Below are 14896 nucleotides of genomic sequence, written 5' to 3' on the forward strand. Positions count from 1 at the left end.
CCGTATGCGTTAATCGCGCCGTTGCGCGGTGACAAAGGCCGCAAGGCTATTGATGCTGGTGAAGTGTTCGCGCATGTTGCGCGTTTCAGGGTCGATGGTGATGCTGTAGCGCTTTTGCAGCGCCAGGCCCAGTTCCAGGGCATCTACCGAGTCCAGGCCCAGGCCATCACCAAAGAGCGGGGCGTCGGAGGCGATATCGTCGGGCGTGATGTCTTCCAGCCCCAACGATTCGATGACGAGCGTTTTCAGCTCAAGTTCCAATTCATTCATCCCGCTTAGACTCCGCTGCCACCGTCAGGGGTGGCGTGTTCGTTCATGAGAGCGCCGGCCGGCGCGGTGCGCGCCAGTTCGGCTTCGAAATAGGCATGCAGCCAGGCATTCATCTTGCGTCCCGCCGCCGGCAGCGGGTGCGCGCTGCTCCAGACGGCCGGATCAATATCTTCGCCAACCTGAATCACGTAACGCATCCGGCGCGCCGGAATGCGGTACCAGGGTTCGCCTTTGGTCAGGCTGCGCGGGTTCATCTGGATGACGACGGGCGTGACGACCCGCGCGCCGCGCAGCGCAATGGCGCAGGCGCCCCGGTGAAACTGGGGCAAGGCGTCCGGCGGCGTGCGCGTGCCTTCGGGAAAGACGATCAGCGTTTCGCCGTTGCGCAGCACGTCGGCGGCGCGGTCGAACATGTCGAAGCTTTCATCGTTGGTGATGTAGCCGGCGTTGGCGACGGGGCCGCGCGTGAAGGGGTTGGTGGCCAGCCCGTGCTTGACGATGCAGTTGGCGTTCTTGACGTGGCCCACCAGGAACACCACATCAAGCAGCGACGGGTGGTTCGCCAGAATCATCTGGCCTGGCTTGCCCAGGCGTTCCGCGCCCTTGAACTCCACCGTCAGAATGCCCACGCGGACCATGAACCGGATGAACAGCCGGAACGTGCCGTTCAGCGCCCAGCGAGCGCGGCGCTGTCGGTCAAGTTTGTCGCCCGGCAAGAGCCGCTGCGGCGGAAAGACCAGCACGCGCAGCAGCACGCCGCCCAGGCCGAACATCGTGAACGCCATGCCGGTGGCGACCAGGCGCCAAAGCCAGAAATCCTGGCGGGGTTGCGTGGTGCTAGTCATGCAGTACGGGTCCAGGTCCAGCAGCGGGCGTCATTCGCGTGCCGCCACGTGGGCGTGCGTAGCGTCAGATGGCGCAGCAGATTCAAGGGGTTGGGCCAGGCGGGGGGCGATGCGTTGGCCGATGCATTGGCCGATACATTGGCCGACCCATTGGCCGACGCATTGCCCAACGATTCAGCCGCGGTTTTGGAGGATGCCGCCAGCGTCCAGTCCGTGCCCGGACGCAGGTGAAACGCCGCGGCGTAGGTATAAGGCGCGTCGTCGATCCAGGGGGCGTAGGGCGCGGGCGGGCGTTCTTCGGCCAGCACCACCAGCACGTCTTCATGCCCCTCGCCAAACAGCATGGCGGCTTCCAGGAAGGCGTGTTCCAGCCCGTCGTCTTCCACGGAAAGCGCGATGGATTCGGTGGTTTCGCGGCGTATGATCGACCACTGCGCGGCAATGGCGTTGTGCACCGACAAGCCGAATGCCGTGGGCGACAGCGGTTCATCGGCCGCCAGCGCTTGCAGCAAACCGAAATTACGCGTGGTTTCCCCATGGCGCGAGGCGAACACCAGCGGCATGGGGGGGCGTTCTGCGGCTAACGGCCAGGCGCACTCGAACACCGCGCGGGCCAGCGGGCTGAGCCGGCGGCGCTGCATGGGCGGCAGAAAGTCGAGGCGGGGCGCGCGTTGTTCACCAAGGGGGCAGTAAGGATGTTCGGCCCACTGTAACCAGTCAGCGGGGGAGTCAATTCCTTGCGCCCAACCTTGCCATTGCGCGATTGAGAACGTCAACATAGCGCGCGATTCTACTATGGCCGCGCGCCTGGATTTTGTTTTTGATGGTTACGTAGTATTCCGTATCACCTGTGGGTGCGGGATTTTCGTCCAATAATTAGTTACTTATTCCCGTGGAAGTTCAGGAACTATTCATGTATTGGGCGGACCAAAGCGCCGCCGCTCACTATCAAGTGAACGATCTGTCGCCCGAGGACGCCCGCCGGCCCCCCCGCGTCACGCCCCGGGCAATCGCAGACTGGCAGGTCAGCCGTGTGCTGCTGCACGCCGTCAGGCAATCCCATTCCGTATCCGGTGTGACGTCTCTTAGCCACAGCCATGGCCATGCCCTGTGTGGCCGGGCGCCTGCGGGCTGGGCGCTGGGGGTGGACTTGGAACGTCTGCGCCCGCGCGACTTTCTCCAGTTGGCGGACTGGGTGTGTTCCCCGCAAGAGGCGGCGGCGCTGTCCGCGTTGACGGGCAACGCGCAAGCGGAACGGTTCTATCTGCTGTGGACAGTGAAAGAAGCGTTCATCAAGGCTGCCGGGCTGGACTTTCCGGCGGACATGGCCGCGGTGGGCCTGGAAGCGGATGCGCAAGGCCGCTTGCGGCTGCGCGCGCCGGCAGGCGCGTGGCGCGCGTGCAGCTGGCGCGTAGGAACGCAATGGATGGCGTCGGCGGTGTGGCGGGCGCCAGATGGTGACGCGACGTTTCCGCTGTGGCGTCCGGTGGCTGATTGCGGCTTGCCCGCGCTGACACAACTGGGCATCTGGTCTTCCTGAAAGTAGGGGTTTGAGCCGGCGCGACGGGCGTTTTGCCGTTGGTTCTTAAAGATGTATTATGAATATATGTTTAAGAGCGAGCACGATCGCAATCCAAGGAGCAGCAGATGTTGAGCCCCCAAATCCGCGCGCTGGTCAAAGCCACGGCCCCCGTACTCCAGACCCATGGCGTGGCGCTGACGCGCCATTTCTATGCGCGCATGTTCGAGCACAATCCCGAGCTCAAGCACATCTTCAATCAAGGCCATCAGGCCGGCGGCCAGCAGCAGCACGCGCTGGCGGGCGCGGTCACGGCCTATGCGGAGCATATTGACGATCCCTCAGTGCTGATGCCGGTGGTGACGCGGATCGTGCACAAGCACGTCAGCCTGGGCATCCGGCCCGAGCACTACGCCATCGTGGGCAAGCATTTGCTGGCGTCCATCCGCGAAGTGCTGGGCGAGGCCGCCACCGACGAACTGGTGGACGCCTGGGCCGCCGCGTATGGGCAATTGGCCGATCTGCTGATCGCCGAAGAGGCGCGCCTGTACGCCGAGTCGGCGAACAAACCGGGCGGCTGGACGGGGTGGCGCGCCTTCCGCGTGGTGGGCAAGCAGCCCGAAAGCGCCGAGATCACGTCGTTCTACCTGGCCCCGGCCGATGGCGGCGCCGTGCCGGCTTATCAGCCCGGCCAGTATGTGTCCGTGCGCGTCTACGTGCCGGAACTCGGCTTGATGCAGCCGCGCCAATACAGCTTGTCGGACGCGCCGGGGCAAGACCGGCTGCGCATTTCGGTCAAGCGCGAAGCCGCGGGCGCGCAGACGCCGGCCGGGCGCGTGTCCAACGCCTTGCATGACCGTCTGGAAGAGGGCGGCGTGCTGGACGTGGCGCCGCCGCAAGGGGATTTTTATCTGAAGCCAGACGGCGACGCGCCGGTGGTGCTGCTAAGTGGCGGCGTGGGGCTGACGCCGATGGTGTCGATGCTGAATCATCTGGTCAAGACGAACGACGCGCGCCAGATTCGCTTTGTGCACGGCTGTCGCAACCGTTCGGTGCATGCCATGAAAGACCACGTGAACCGCATCGCCGCCGAACGCGGCAACGTGCAAAAGGCCGTGTTCTACGAGGAAATCGGCCACGACGACGAGCCGGGGCGCGACTACGACCACGCGGGCCGCGTGGACTTGCACGCCATCCGCGATCACGCCATCGTGGCCGGCGCCGACTACTACCTGTGCGGCCCGGCGCCCTTCATGCAGGCGCAGCGCGAAGCCTTGCTGGAACTGGGGGTTGCCGCCGACCGCATTCACGCCGAGGCCTTCGGCACCGGAGGCGCGCCCGCCTGAGCGGTGTATCCTGGCGGGCTGATCGGCCTGACCCGAACTGCCCGCCCGAACTGCCCGCCCGGGCTGACCGCCACCCCGCCGCGCCCCTGCCAAGCCTCCCATGCAACTGACCCGATTCACTGACTTCGGCCTGCGCGTCCTGATGTACCTGACGCAATGCCGCGACCGGCCCGCCGCCGTGACCATTCCCGAAATCGCGGAACGGTTCGCCGTGTCGCGCAATCACCTGGTCAAAGTCGTGCACTTCATGTCGCAGCGGGGCTGGGTCAGCACGTCGCGCGGCAAGGGCGGGGGCATGAGCCTGGCGCGCCCGCCCTGCGATTACCGCGTGGGCGACCTGATCCGCGAACTGGAACAGCAAGGGCCACTGATCGATTGCCGCGAACCGCCCTGTGCACTGGACGGCGCCTGCCGTCTGGCCGGCGTGCTGGCGCAGACCCTGAACGCCTTCTACGACGCGCTTAACGGCTACACGCTGGCCGATCTGGTGCGCGACCCGACCGCCGCCGCCATCATCAAGCTGCACCGCGCCGCCTGAGCCGGCACATGATGTTTTGTTATGGATGCTGCGGCGTTTGGCATTTGCCGGGCGGGCGGCGCGCGTTTCAGAATAGCGGCAACTTCCCGTTTTCTTGGATATAGGTATGCGCGTTTGCGTGATCGGTGCGGGCGTCGTCGGCGTGACATCCGCCTATTTCCTGGCGCGCCAGGGGCACGACGTGGTGCTGGTGGACAGCCAGGCGCGTCCGGCCGAGGTGTCCAGCTACGCCAACGGCGGCCAGCTCAGCTATAGCTATGTGGCGCCGCTGGCCGGCCCTGGCGTGCTGCCCAGCGTGCCGGGCTGGCTGCTGCGCCACGATTCCCCGCTGCGGTTCCGGCCCCGGATGGATCTGCATCAGTGGCGCTGGTGCCTGCAATTTGCGCTGGCGTGCCGCGCATCGGTGGCCAAGGCGTCCACCGCGCAATTGCTGGGGCTGTCCTATCTCAGCCGCGACGTCATGCATACGCTGCTGGCGCAGGAAGACCTGGCGTTTGGGCATCTGAAAAACGGCAAGCTGATCGCGTATCGCAGCCCGGCCTTGCTCGACAAGGCGCGTGCGCTGGTGGCGTATCAGGCGGGGCATGGCGCCGAACAACAGGTGCTGGACGCCGCACAAACGCTGGCCATGGAGCCGGCGCTGGCCGCCATGGGCAGCAAGCTGGCGGGCGCCATCTACACGCCCAGCGAAGAAGCGGGCGATTGCCGCCAGTTCACCGAAGCCTTGTTCGACCGCCTGCAAGCCATGGGCAATGTGGAATGCGCCATGTCGAACCCGGTGTCGGGCTTGCAGCGCGAGGGCCGGCGCATCGTGGCCGTGAACACGCGCAACGGCGATATCGGCGCGGATGCCGTTGTGCTGGCCACCGGCATCGGCACGCGCCACTTGCTCAAGCCGCTGGGGCAGGACGTGCCGCTGTATCCGCTGAAGGGCTATAGCCTGAGCGTTCCCCTGGCTGATGACGAGACGGTCGCGCCGCGCATCAGCGTGACGGACTACGAGCGCCGAATCGTTTATGCGCGCGTGGGCGGCGTGCTGCGGATTGCGGCCATGGTGGATATCGGCAGCGCCAACGCCGACATCGACCCTGCGCGTGTGGCTTTGCTGAAAGAACAGGTGCTGGAAGCGTTCCCATCGCTGGATCTGCGCCAGGCCATTCCCTGGGCGGGCCTGCGCCCGGCCACGCCCACCGGCAAGCCGCTGATCGGGCGCAGCGGCGCGGCAGACAACCTGTGGCTGAACGTTGGCCAGGGCGCGCTGGGCTTCACTTTGGCCTGCGGCAGCGCGGCGTTGTTGACGGCCCAGATGGCCGGCGTGGAATTGCCCTTGGACCCGGCGCCGTTCAGGCCCTGAGTCCCAGGGGTGTCCATTTTGCGATAGTCCGTGCCATTTCATCGGGAGACGGGCTGAACGCCGCTCAATAGGATAGCGATCGTCCCCCGCGCCAACGCGCTGACGCACGTTGAACGCGGGCGGGTCCGATCCCCTTCCTGCGAGCGTACGCATCATGTCCTATTTGTTCCCCTTGTTCGCCATTCTGTTCTGGGCGGGCAATGTCATCGTGTCGAAGATGGCCGCCAGCGCCATCTCGCCCACCGCCATCACCTTTTACCGCCTGGTGCTGGCACTGTTTCTGATGGGCCTGTTCACGGCCCGGCCGGCCTGGCGCAACCGCAAGGTCATTCTGCGCCACTGGCCCAAGCTGGCGCTGTACGGCGCGCTGTCGTCGGCGGTGTTTCAGGCGCTGTCGTATCGCGCGGCCGAAACCACCACCGCGACCAACATGGCCATCCTGACGGCGCTGATTCCGTTGCTGAGCATGCTGCTCAGCGTCGTGATCCTGCGCGATCCGCTGACGCTGGGAATGGCGGCGGGCGGCGTGATGTCGTTTCTGGGGCTGCTGTACCTGGTGGGGCAGGGCGACATGCTCAGCGTGTTTCAGCACGGCATCCATGTGGGCGACGGCCTGATGCTGCTGGCCGCCTTGTCTTACGCGCTGTACGGCGTGCTGCTGCGTCATTGGAAGGTGCCGGTCCCGGCCTGGCAGTCCACGTTCGTGCAATCGATTTTTGCGCTGATCTACATGCTGCCGCTGTATCTGCGCGTGCCGGCGGCGCAGGCCGCGCTGGATGTGAACACCATTCCGCTCATTCTTTACGCGGGCATTTTCTCGTCAGTGCTGCTGTCGTATCTGTGGATTGAAGGCGTGCACCGCCTGGGTCCCAACCGTTGCAGCATCTTCATCAACCTGCTGCCGCTGTTCACGGCGCTGGCGGCCTTCCTGATGCTGCGCGAGCAACTGCACGGCTATCACTTGCTGGGCGGCGCGGTGACCTTGGCGGGCGTGCTGTTGGCGCAGACGGTGCAACGCCCGCTGTTTGGCCGCACGCCGGCCGCGCCGCAGGCCGGGGGAAATGTGCCTGCGGCGCGATAGCCGCGGCTGAGCCGCGGGGTGTTCCGATTTCCGTGCGTCCCGCCTCACGCGCGCCCGGCTTCACGCGCGTCCCGCCTCACGCGTGTCCCGATTCGCCGGGCGCCCGATTCACGGGCGTTCAATACGGACGCCCGCCAGCCCGTCATAGTGGTGCTCTCTAGCGGGAGCACCCATGAGCATTTTTCAAAGAACCACCATCGCGCTCGCGCGCAGCCCCCTGATGGGCCGTACGATGCGGGCGATGGCGGCCCGGACGTCACTGGCGCGCCGCTTTGTGGGCGGGGCGGACGTCGATGCCGCCGTTCAGACCGCCTTGCGGCTGCGCGACGCGCATGGCATCCGCGCATCACTCTTCTACCTGGGTGAGTACGTGGCCGACCCGGTCGCGATCGAGCACAACGTGTCGCAAACCATCGATGCGTGCCGCGCATTGGGCGCGGCGGGCCTGGATGTGCATGTCTCCATCGACCCCACCGCCATCGGCTTCATGGCAAGCGATGCGCTGGGCACGGAAAACGCGCGGCGTATTGGGGTGGCGGCTAGTGCGGCGGCCAGTGCGGCGGTGGCGGGGGGGGCGGCTGATGCAGCGGCTGATGCGCCTGCTCGTATTGCGGCTCGTATAGCGGCTCGTATGGCAGCCAGTGTGCCCGCTTCCCCCGCCGCTGGCGCCGCCCGCCATTGGGTCGTGTTGGACATGGAAGACTCCGGCATCCGCGACCGCACCTGCGCGCTGCATCGTACCTTGCTGGAAGCCGGGCTGCCCGCCGGGCTGACCTTGCAGGCGCGCCGCCGCCGCACGCCGGAAGACCTGGCCTGGGCCATCCGGCAGCGCACGTCGCTGCGTCTGGTCAAGGGGGCCTTCCCCGAGCGCGCGCTCGACCACGCAGGCCGCGCGCGCATCGATCAAGCCTATCTGGACGCGGCCGGCATCATGTTGTCGCGCGAGGCCCGCGAGTCTGGCTTCTACCCCGTCTTCGGCACGCATGACGACCGCTTGGCGGGCGCCATCATGACGCTGGCGCGTGAGCGCGGATGGGCGCCGGACGCGTTCGAATTCGAGATGCTCTACGGCGTGCGCCCCGACTGGCAACTGGCCCTGCGCGGCTTGGGCTATAACGTCAGGGTCTATCTTCCCTTTGGCGCCGATTGGTGGCCCTACGCCATCCGCCGGGTGGGAGAAAATCCTCGTAACGCGTGGCTGCTGGCCTGGTCGCTGAGCTCCGACGGCCACTATTTCAGCTAGCCCCAAGATGGCGGTTTCATGGCGGTTTCCCAACACATCTGGCATTGCGGCGCGGGCCTGCCCGGCGACGTGCTGATCGCCGATCTGCGCGCGTACCGCTACGCGCCGCACTTTCACGACGCCTGGTCCATTGGCGCCATCGAACAGGGGCGCTGCTCCTTCACCGTGCATGGGCAAGCTCATGTGGCCGGCGAGGGCGATCTGGTGGTGATCGCGCCCGGCCAGGTCCACACCGGCGGCACCTCGGCCGCGCCGCTGGCGTACCGCATGGCGTATATCGACGCCGACTGGTTCAACGACCATGCGCGCGCCTTGTTCGACGGTGATGCGCGGCTGGCCGGGCCGGTAATCAGCGCGCCCGCTTTGTGTGCGCAGTGGCTGGCCGCGTTGGCGCCGGACGTGATGGCCGGCGCAGAGCGTGGCAAGCGGCTCTCGGCCGCGTTATTCAGCCTGTTGGCGGCCCACGCCCAACTGCCCGGCGCAGCATCGGATGCGCCCAACGTTGGGGATGTGCCACAGGCCGCGCCTTCGGATGCGCCCAACGTGGGCGATCTGCCACGCGCCGCGCCTTCGGGTGCGCCCAATGGTGGCGATCTGCCACACGCTGCGCCGTCGGATGCGTCCGACGTGTGCGCACTGCTGCGCGAGCGCATGGCCGCCGATCCCGCTTGCGCGCCAGACTTGGAAGCCTTGGCGCGCGCGCAGAGCCGCCATCGCACCACGCTCGTCAAACAATTCGCGCGCCGCTATGGTCTGCCGCCGCAGGCGTGGCTGCGCAATTGGCGGGTGGCGCGCGCCCGCGTCTTGCTACGCGATGGCTTGCCGCTGGCGCAGGCGGCGCACGCGGTGGGTTTCGCGGATCAAGCCCACCTGACCCGCGTCTTCAAACAGGTTTACGGCAGCACGCCCGGCGTGTTGCTGCGCGCGGGCGCGGCCGGTTCCCAGACGTTGTGAGGGCGGGGCGTTTCCACGCGGTAGTCTGAATACTTCCGTTCAAAGAACGACGCGCCCAATTGCTCGGCTGCCAGCAGCGGCTGGCGCGGGTCGGCCGCAATTTCACCGCGATTGTTGCCCGCACCATGCACGTAGCCAACAAAGTCCGAATGGGTATAACGGGAAAATTCCTGCAATTGATGCACGATGCCCAACGCCGCGCCGGGGTAGGTTTCCTCGGACGCCACCGCCAGCCCCAGCCGCTTGCCCGTCATGCGCGCCTTGACCCGTTCCGGCTCTGGCCCCGCGCCCGCGTAGTGGCTGAACGAGCGGTCGAAGAACGCCTTGGTCTGCGCCGACATCCCGTACCAGTAGATCGGCGTGCAGAACAACACGCCGTCCGCAGGCAGAAAATGTTCCAGGAATAGTTCGTCGTATCGGTCGGCGGGCACGGGCCGTTGCCGCAGATCGGGCAGGAAACCCTGGATGTAATCGTCCAGGAACAATAGGCTGGCTGCGGTGCCGGCCGCCTGGGCGCCGCGTTGTGCGGCCGCGCCTAATGCCGCGCTATTGCCGTCTTTGCGGGGGCTGCCCACCAGGATGAGCAGGCGCTTTGATTGATGAGGTGAATTCATGTCGATATCCTTGTTTGCTGACGGGGTGCCGTGATGGGGGAGAAGGGCTTGATGTCGATGGATCGCTATCGATGTCCCAATGTAGAAAGTCTGGCTCCCCGCGACAAATGACGATTCCTTGATTAAGATGAATTCATTTCATCTGCATAATTTATCTGCACTATTCAGCAGCACTATTCATCTGCACATTCATCTGCACATTCATCTGCACATTCATCCGCATCAGCCGAGCCATGTTCGCCTCATTACCCGTTACCGCCTTGCGCGCCTTTGAAGCGGCCGCCCGGCTGCGCAGCTTCAAGCTGGCGGCGGCCGAGCTGTCGGTCACACCCACGGCGGTATCGCATCAGATCAAGGCGCTGGAGCGCCAGGCGGGATGCGCGCTGTTTGACCGGGTGCCGCGCGGTGTGCGGCTGACGGACAAGGGCGCGCGCCTGTTTGTCAGCGTGCATGGCGGCTTGCTGGACATTGCGCAGACGCTGGACGCGCTGCGGCCCGCGCCCGCATCCGGGGCGTTGACGGTATCCACCACGCATTCGTTTGCAGCCTTGTGGCTGGTGCCCAGACTTGGCCGCTTCTATCAGGCCTTTCCGCAGTACCAGCTGAATCTGAATGCCAGCGCCGAGCCGGTGGATCTGCTGCAAGACGCCAGCGTGGACGTGGCCGTGCGCTACAGCGCGCACACGTATCCGGCGCTGCACACCGTCTGCGTATTACAGGAGTGGTTTGGCGTCTACGGCGCGCCAGCGTTGCTTGCCCACATGGGCAAGCGCAGCGCACATCGCGCGCCGGCGTTGGTGACCGTGCGCTGGCGGGATTCGGAGCTGTACGAACAGGGCTGGCAGGCATGGTGCGGCGCCGCCGGCTTGCCCGCCTGGCGCAAGCCCTCGGCCCTGCATGCCTATGCGGAAGAGCACTACGCGTTGCAGGCGGCCATTGCCGGGCAGGGGCTGGTGCTGGCCAGTTCCGTGATGGTGTCGGACAGCGTCGGCGCGGGCACCTTGGCCGCTGTGCGGCCCGACGTGCAGGTGCCGGGTTCGGCCTACACCGCGCTGTGCGCGCCGGGCCGTGAACGCCATCCGCCGGTCAAAGCGTTTCTGGGCTGGCTGAACCAGGAATTTCAGGCGTAACGCGCGGCCGGGCCGGCGCGGCTGGCCGGGGCAGCAAGGGCAGCGCGGCCAGCATGCACAGGCCCGCCACCGCCCAAACCAAGGGCCACGAACTTGCCGCAACGCCATGCGCAATGGCAAGCGGCGTCAGGAACAGACCCAGGTAGACGCAGCTATTGGCCATGCCCAGCGCCGTGCCTGCGCGTTGCGCGCCCGCCAGCGTTGCCAGTTCCGTGTACGCCACCCCATGCCAGGCCGACGCGCAGATGCCCGCCGCCGCCAGCAGGCACGCCACTGCCATCACGGCCAACGGCGCCGATGCGGTGTCGGTGATGGCCCAGGCCAACGCGCCCAGCGCGGCAAACAATACAAAGCTCAACTGCACGCAGCGGCGCAGAAAGGCGCGCCGGTTGCCATGGCGGTCGGTCCACCGGCCCGCGGCAATGCGCGCCACCATTGCACCCAGCTGCACGGCCACCATCACCGCCGTCAACGTGCCGATACCGGCGTGGCTGAAGTCGTGAAGGAAGACGGTGGCGAAGGTCAGCACGGCAAATTGCGGGCAGCACATCACCCCGATGGCGATGGCCGCCCGCCAGACGCGCGCATCGCGTAACGGCGTGGCGGTGGACGAGTGATGAGACGGCGCTACGCTGCCTGGCTTTGCCGGATCGCGCAGCCAGCAGACGGCAAGCAGGGCGGCCGTGGCGCACATCCCCGCCAGCACGCCGTACACCGCCGCGAAGCCGGCGTGCGCCGCCAGCCACGGCAGCAATAACGCGCCCAGCCCACCGCCCAACGGCACCGCGGTTTGCCGGATGCTCATCGCCAGGCCGCGTTCGCCTTCGTCGAACCAGGCCATCACCGCGCGGCCACTGGCGCCGTTGACGCTGCCGCCCAGCATGCCCACCAGCAACAGGCCCAGCGCCAGCAGCCACAAGCCAGGCACGTCGGCGCCGGCCGGGGCGGCGTACAGGCTCATCCATGCCAACGCCGCGGCGGTGGCGCCCAGGCCGGTCAGCAGCACCGGGCGGTCGCCCCAGCGGTCGGTCAGCAAGCCCCAGGGCAGCTCGAACAGCGCTACGCCCAGGCCCATCAGGCCCAATGCCAGGCCCAGTTGATCGTTGTCCAGCCGGTAGCCCGCGCGCATGAACACGGCGGTGGTCGGCAAACCCGCGGCGGCGGCGGAGAAGGCGGCGTTGGCGGCCACGCCCACGGCCAGCACTTTCCAGCGGTGGGCGGGGCGTTCGGCGGGGTCAGGGGTGATAGGCATGCAAGGCTCCAGCAGACAAATCAAAAAAGGACCCGGCCAGTCTGCGCCTCTGCTATCGTTCTGAAAATCAGGAAATATTGATTAGATAGTTTTGAAAATCAGGACTATTCATTTAGGACCACCATGCGGCAGATCACCTTCGACCTGGACGTGCTGCGCAGCTTCGTCGCAGGCGTGGACTTGGGCAGCTTCGGGCGGGCGGCGGATCGGCTGGGCCGGTCGACGTCGGCGGTCAGCGCTCAGATGAAGAAGCTGGAAGAACAGGCCGGCGTGCCGCTGCTGCGCAAAGAAGGGCGTGGCCTGGCGTTGACCGACGCCGGGGAAACGATGCTGGCGTACGCCCGCCGATTGCTGGACTTGAACGATCAGGCGGCGCGCGCCGTGCGCGGCGTTGAGCTGCAAGGCATCGTGCGCCTGGGTTTGCAGGAAGACTTCGGCGAAATGCTGCTGCCTCAGGTGTTGGGGCAATTTGCGCGGGCGCACCCGAAAGTCAGGATCGAAGCGCGGGTCGCGCGCAACACGGATTTGCTGGAACGCATTGCGCTCGGCCAGTTGGATCTGGCGCTGGCCTGGGATCACGACGCGCGGGTGCCGCATGCGCAGCATTTGCTGGACTTGCCGATGCGCTGGATCGGCCCCGCACAACCCGCGTCCGCGTCGCTGCGGGATGACGCGGGCGAGGTGCCGCTGGTGGCCTTCGAAGCGCCTTGCCTGTTTCGCAGCTGCGCGACGGGCGCGTTGGACCGCGCCAATCAGCCGTGGCGTGCGGTCTACACCAGCCCCAGTCTGGCGGGGTTGTGGGCGGCGGTGGCGGCGGGCCTGGGGGTGACGGTGCGCACCCCGCTTGGGTTGCCCGCAGCGGTGCGCGCCTTGGCCCCGGGCGAGCACGCGTTGCCGGCGCTGCCATCCATCGCGCTATCGCTGTATCGCAGCCAGGCGCAGCCCGATCCCGTCGCGGCCGCGTTAGGCGATATCGTTCGCCAGTGCATCCAGGACAGCGCCGCCCGCCTGTAGGCCGCGCAACACCGAGACCCCACCATGAATCGATTCCATGAAATGACCGTGTTCCTGGCCGTGGCCGACGCGCAAAGCTTCGCCGCCGCCGCCCGGCGTCTGGCCATGTCGGCGCCGACGGTGACGCGCAGCGTGGCGGCGCTTGAACGGCGGCTGGGCGCGTTGCTGCTGGTGCGCACCACGCGCAGCTTGCGTCTGACCGAAGCGGGCCAGCGCTATGCCGCCGACTGCCGCCGCATTCTGGATGAGGTCGAGCAAGCCGACGACGCCGCCGCCGGCGTCATGGCCGCCCCGCGTGGCGCGCTGCACATCACCGCGCCCGCGCTCTTTGGCGAGCTGCACGTGATGCCGGCGGTGCTGGGCTACTTGCGCGCGCATCGCGAAGTGTCGGTGCGCACCTTGCTTGTTGACCGCGTGGTGAATTTGATGGACGAGGGCGTGGACGTGGCCGTGCGCATCGGCCCCTTGCCGGATTCGTCATTGACGGCGGTGCCGGTGGGGCAGGTGCGCCGCGTGGTCTGCGCGTCGCCCGAATTCCTGCGCGAACACGGTGTGCCGGAAGATCTGGAAGCGTTGCAACGGCGCTGCACGATCACCGCCGCCATGGAAGGGCGCAGCGCGCAATGGCGCTTCATGCAAGACGGCGAACTGCACCGCCTGAGCATGGAATCGCAGCTGACGGTCACGTCGTTTCAGGCCGCCGTGCTGGCCGCGTGCGAAGGCTGGGGGCTGACGCAGGTGGTGTCGTATCAAGTGGCCGGCCACCTGCAAAGCGGCGCCTTGCAAGTGGTGCTGCGCGAATTCGAAGCGCCGCCCATGCCGGTGCATGTGGTGTACCCCGAAGGCCGGCGCAGCTCGGCCAAGGTGCGCAGCTTTGTGGAGTTCTGCGTGGAGGCCTTGCGCCGGGATCTGGCGGCGCTGCCGGTATAGGCCGCGCGTTCTTTCAGTTTCTGTAATAGTGTCTTGCCGCCGCTGGCGGTTCACGGCCGGAGCGCATCGGCTCAAGATGCAGGCATCGCTAATCCATTTGGAACTTCGCCATGTCTGCCGCTCCGTTGACCTTCTACAGCTTCCCCTTGTCTGGCCACGCGCATCGCGTTGCACTGATGTTGTCTTTGCTTGACGTGCCGCATCGCTGCGTTGACGTCGACCTGCGCCAGGCCGAACAGAAGCGCCCCGAATTTCTGGCGCTAAACGCCTTCGGCCAGGTGCCGGTGATTGACGATAACGGCACCGTGGTGGCGGATTCCAACGCCATCCTCGTCTACCTGACCAAGCGCTACGGCGGCGCTGCGTGGTTGCCCGAAGACGCCGTGGGGGCGGCCACGGTGCAGCGCTGGCTGTCGGTGGCGGCCGGCCCCTTGGCCAGCGGACCCGCCGCCGCGCGGCTCATCACCGTATTCGGCGCGGCGTTCGATGCCGACGCCACGCTGGCGCGCGCGCATGCCTTGCTGGCGGTGATGGACAGCGAACTCAGCCGCCGCGACTTCCTGGCGGGCGACGCCCCGACCATCGCGGACGTGGCCTGCTACACCTATGTGTCGCATGCGCCCGAAGGCAATGTGGCGCTGACGGGGTATCCGAACATCCGCAACTGGCTTGCCCGCATCGAGTCCTTGCCGCGCTTCGTGCCCATGGCGCGCACGGCGGCCGGCTTGCAAGCGGCTTGAATGGGTAGTCGCCGTCATCGCCTTCATCGGCTGAACACGTTTAGACGGCTTGAACGCTGTCACCCC

The 14896-nt window shown here is 66.7% G+C and carries 16 protein-coding genes; 11 read left to right on the forward strand and 5 right to left on the reverse strand.

What is annotated here, in order from left to right; genetic code table 11:
• Positions 1 to 9: 9 nt before the first annotated feature.
• From ACFZAI_RS21365 to ACFZAI_RS21375, 3 genes are read right to left on the reverse strand one after another with little or no spacing between them, the layout of a single operon-like run.
• The gene (locus tag ACFZAI_RS21365) at positions 10 to 270 is read right to left on the reverse strand and encodes a phosphopantetheine-binding protein (protein WP_054422262.1); all 261 of its coding nucleotides are present in this window, start codon (positions 268 to 270) and stop codon (positions 10 to 12) included.
• Positions 271 to 275: 5 nt separating this feature from the next.
• A complete protein-coding gene (locus ACFZAI_RS21370; RefSeq protein WP_391568791.1) occupies positions 276 to 1115 on the reverse strand; it encodes a lysophospholipid acyltransferase family protein in 840 nt (279 codons plus the stop codon).
• Positions 1112 to 1894 carry a beta-ketoacyl synthase chain length factor gene (locus tag ACFZAI_RS21375; protein WP_391568792.1) on the reverse strand — a complete coding sequence of 261 codons (783 nt, stop codon included), beginning with the start codon at positions 1892 to 1894 and terminating at the stop codon, positions 1112 to 1114. The genes ACFZAI_RS21370 and ACFZAI_RS21375 overlap by 4 nt, the downstream gene beginning before the upstream one ends.
• Before the next feature lie 134 nt (positions 1895 to 2028).
• Here ACFZAI_RS21375 and ACFZAI_RS21380 point away from each other — a divergent pair, with 134 nt between their 5' ends.
• The 7 genes from ACFZAI_RS21380 (at position 2029) to ACFZAI_RS21410 (ending at position 9150) form a co-directional block, all read left to right on the forward strand.
• Positions 2029 to 2655 (forward strand): 4'-phosphopantetheinyl transferase family protein, encoded by a 627-nt coding sequence (locus ACFZAI_RS21380; protein WP_391568793.1) that lies wholly within the window; start codon positions 2029 to 2031, stop codon positions 2653 to 2655.
• Positions 2656 to 2762: 107 nt separating this feature from the next.
• Positions 2763 to 3980 carry an NO-inducible flavohemoprotein gene (gene hmpA, locus ACFZAI_RS21385; RefSeq protein ID WP_391568794.1) on the forward strand — a complete coding sequence of 406 codons (1218 nt, stop codon included), beginning with the start codon at positions 2763 to 2765 and terminating at the stop codon, positions 3978 to 3980.
• A gap of 100 nt (positions 3981 to 4080) precedes the next feature.
• Positions 4081 to 4518, forward strand: coding sequence for an Rrf2 family transcriptional regulator (locus tag ACFZAI_RS21390; protein WP_054422257.1), 438 nt, complete (start codon positions 4081 to 4083; stop codon positions 4516 to 4518).
• Positions 4519 to 4624: 106 nt separating this feature from the next.
• Positions 4625 to 5872 (forward strand): D-amino acid dehydrogenase, encoded by a 1248-nt coding sequence (locus tag ACFZAI_RS21395; RefSeq protein ID WP_391568795.1) that lies wholly within the window; start codon positions 4625 to 4627, stop codon positions 5870 to 5872.
• 154 nt (positions 5873 to 6026) lie between these two features.
• A complete protein-coding gene (locus ACFZAI_RS21400) occupies positions 6027 to 6953 on the forward strand; it encodes a DMT family transporter (RefSeq protein WP_391568796.1) in 927 nt (308 codons plus the stop codon).
• Between the two features lie 172 nt (positions 6954 to 7125).
• Positions 7126 to 8196, forward strand: coding sequence for a proline dehydrogenase family protein (locus ACFZAI_RS21405; RefSeq protein WP_391568797.1), 1071 nt, complete (start codon positions 7126 to 7128; stop codon positions 8194 to 8196).
• 18 nt (positions 8197 to 8214) lie between these two features.
• The gene (locus ACFZAI_RS21410) at positions 8215 to 9150 is read left to right on the forward strand and encodes an AraC family transcriptional regulator (protein WP_391568798.1); all 936 of its coding nucleotides are present in this window, start codon (positions 8215 to 8217) and stop codon (positions 9148 to 9150) included.
• Here the strand turns inward: ACFZAI_RS21410 and ACFZAI_RS21415 are convergent.
• Positions 9090 to 9764 carry a flavodoxin family protein gene (locus ACFZAI_RS21415; RefSeq protein ID WP_391568799.1) on the reverse strand — a complete coding sequence of 225 codons (675 nt, stop codon included), beginning with the start codon at positions 9762 to 9764 and terminating at the stop codon, positions 9090 to 9092. The genes ACFZAI_RS21410 and ACFZAI_RS21415 overlap by 61 nt on opposite strands.
• Positions 9765 to 9997: 233 nt before the next feature.
• On the opposite strand from ACFZAI_RS21415, the gene ACFZAI_RS21420 reads away from it, so the two are divergent.
• The gene (locus tag ACFZAI_RS21420; protein ID WP_391568800.1) at positions 9998 to 10894 is read left to right on the forward strand and encodes a LysR substrate-binding domain-containing protein; all 897 of its coding nucleotides are present in this window, start codon (positions 9998 to 10000) and stop codon (positions 10892 to 10894) included.
• On the opposite strand, the gene ACFZAI_RS21425 is transcribed toward ACFZAI_RS21420, so the two are convergent.
• Positions 10851 to 12146 (reverse strand): MFS transporter, encoded by a 1296-nt coding sequence (locus tag ACFZAI_RS21425; protein WP_391568801.1) that lies wholly within the window; start codon positions 12144 to 12146, stop codon positions 10851 to 10853. The two genes, ACFZAI_RS21420 and ACFZAI_RS21425, sit on opposite strands and share 44 nt — an antisense overlap.
• 123 nt (positions 12147 to 12269) lie before the next feature.
• Between ACFZAI_RS21425 and ACFZAI_RS21430 the strand changes: the two genes are divergently transcribed.
• The 3 genes from ACFZAI_RS21430 (at position 12270) to ACFZAI_RS21440 (ending at position 14830) form a co-directional block, all read left to right on the forward strand.
• Positions 12270 to 13160 carry a LysR substrate-binding domain-containing protein gene (locus ACFZAI_RS21430; RefSeq protein ID WP_391568802.1) on the forward strand — a complete coding sequence of 297 codons (891 nt, stop codon included), beginning with the start codon at positions 12270 to 12272 and terminating at the stop codon, positions 13158 to 13160.
• 24 nt (positions 13161 to 13184) lie between these two features.
• Entirely contained in the window at positions 13185 to 14090 is a 906-nt protein-coding gene (locus ACFZAI_RS21435) for a LysR family transcriptional regulator (protein ID WP_391568803.1), read from the forward strand.
• Between the two features lie 110 nt (positions 14091 to 14200).
• Positions 14201 to 14830 (forward strand): glutathione S-transferase family protein, encoded by a 630-nt coding sequence (locus tag ACFZAI_RS21440; RefSeq protein ID WP_391568804.1) that lies wholly within the window; start codon positions 14201 to 14203, stop codon positions 14828 to 14830.
• Positions 14831 to 14896 lie beyond the last annotated feature (66 nt).

This window comes from Achromobacter sp. NPDC008082 (assembly GCF_042957345.1).
Lineage (GTDB): Bacteria > Pseudomonadota > Gammaproteobacteria > Burkholderiales > Burkholderiaceae_B > Achromobacter > Achromobacter kerstersii_A.

Excerpts from the sequence above, each read along its gene's own strand:
- ACFZAI_RS21365 (WP_054422262.1), bottom strand. The coding sequence starts at position 270 with ATGAATGAATTGGAACTTGAGCTGAAAACGCTCGTCATCGAATCGTTG.
- ACFZAI_RS21370 (WP_391568791.1), bottom strand. The coding sequence starts at position 1,115 with ATGACTAGCACCACGCAACCCCGCCAGGATTTCTGGCTTTGGCGCCTG.
- ACFZAI_RS21375 (WP_391568792.1), bottom strand. The coding sequence starts at position 1,894 with ATGTTGACGTTCTCAATCGCGCAATGGCAAGGTTGGGCGCAAGGAATT.
- ACFZAI_RS21380 (WP_391568793.1), top strand. The coding sequence starts at position 2,029 with ATGTATTGGGCGGACCAAAGCGCCGCCGCTCACTATCAAGTGAACGAT.
- hmpA (WP_391568794.1), top strand. The coding sequence starts at position 2,763 with ATGTTGAGCCCCCAAATCCGCGCGCTGGTCAAAGCCACGGCCCCCGTA.
- ACFZAI_RS21390 (WP_054422257.1), top strand. The coding sequence starts at position 4,081 with ATGCAACTGACCCGATTCACTGACTTCGGCCTGCGCGTCCTGATGTAC.
- ACFZAI_RS21395 (WP_391568795.1), top strand. The coding sequence starts at position 4,625 with ATGCGCGTTTGCGTGATCGGTGCGGGCGTCGTCGGCGTGACATCCGCC.
- ACFZAI_RS21400 (WP_391568796.1), top strand. The coding sequence starts at position 6,027 with ATGTCCTATTTGTTCCCCTTGTTCGCCATTCTGTTCTGGGCGGGCAAT.
- ACFZAI_RS21405 (WP_391568797.1), top strand. The coding sequence starts at position 7,126 with ATGAGCATTTTTCAAAGAACCACCATCGCGCTCGCGCGCAGCCCCCTG.
- ACFZAI_RS21410 (WP_391568798.1), top strand. The coding sequence starts at position 8,215 with ATGGCGGTTTCCCAACACATCTGGCATTGCGGCGCGGGCCTGCCCGGC.
- ACFZAI_RS21415 (WP_391568799.1), bottom strand. The coding sequence starts at position 9,764 with ATGAATTCACCTCATCAATCAAAGCGCCTGCTCATCCTGGTGGGCAGC.
- ACFZAI_RS21420 (WP_391568800.1), top strand. The coding sequence starts at position 9,998 with ATGTTCGCCTCATTACCCGTTACCGCCTTGCGCGCCTTTGAAGCGGCC.
- ACFZAI_RS21425 (WP_391568801.1), bottom strand. The coding sequence starts at position 12,146 with ATGCCTATCACCCCTGACCCCGCCGAACGCCCCGCCCACCGCTGGAAA.
- ACFZAI_RS21430 (WP_391568802.1), top strand. The coding sequence starts at position 12,270 with ATGCGGCAGATCACCTTCGACCTGGACGTGCTGCGCAGCTTCGTCGCA.
- ACFZAI_RS21435 (WP_391568803.1), top strand. The coding sequence starts at position 13,185 with ATGAATCGATTCCATGAAATGACCGTGTTCCTGGCCGTGGCCGACGCG.
- ACFZAI_RS21440 (WP_391568804.1), top strand. The coding sequence starts at position 14,201 with ATGTCTGCCGCTCCGTTGACCTTCTACAGCTTCCCCTTGTCTGGCCAC.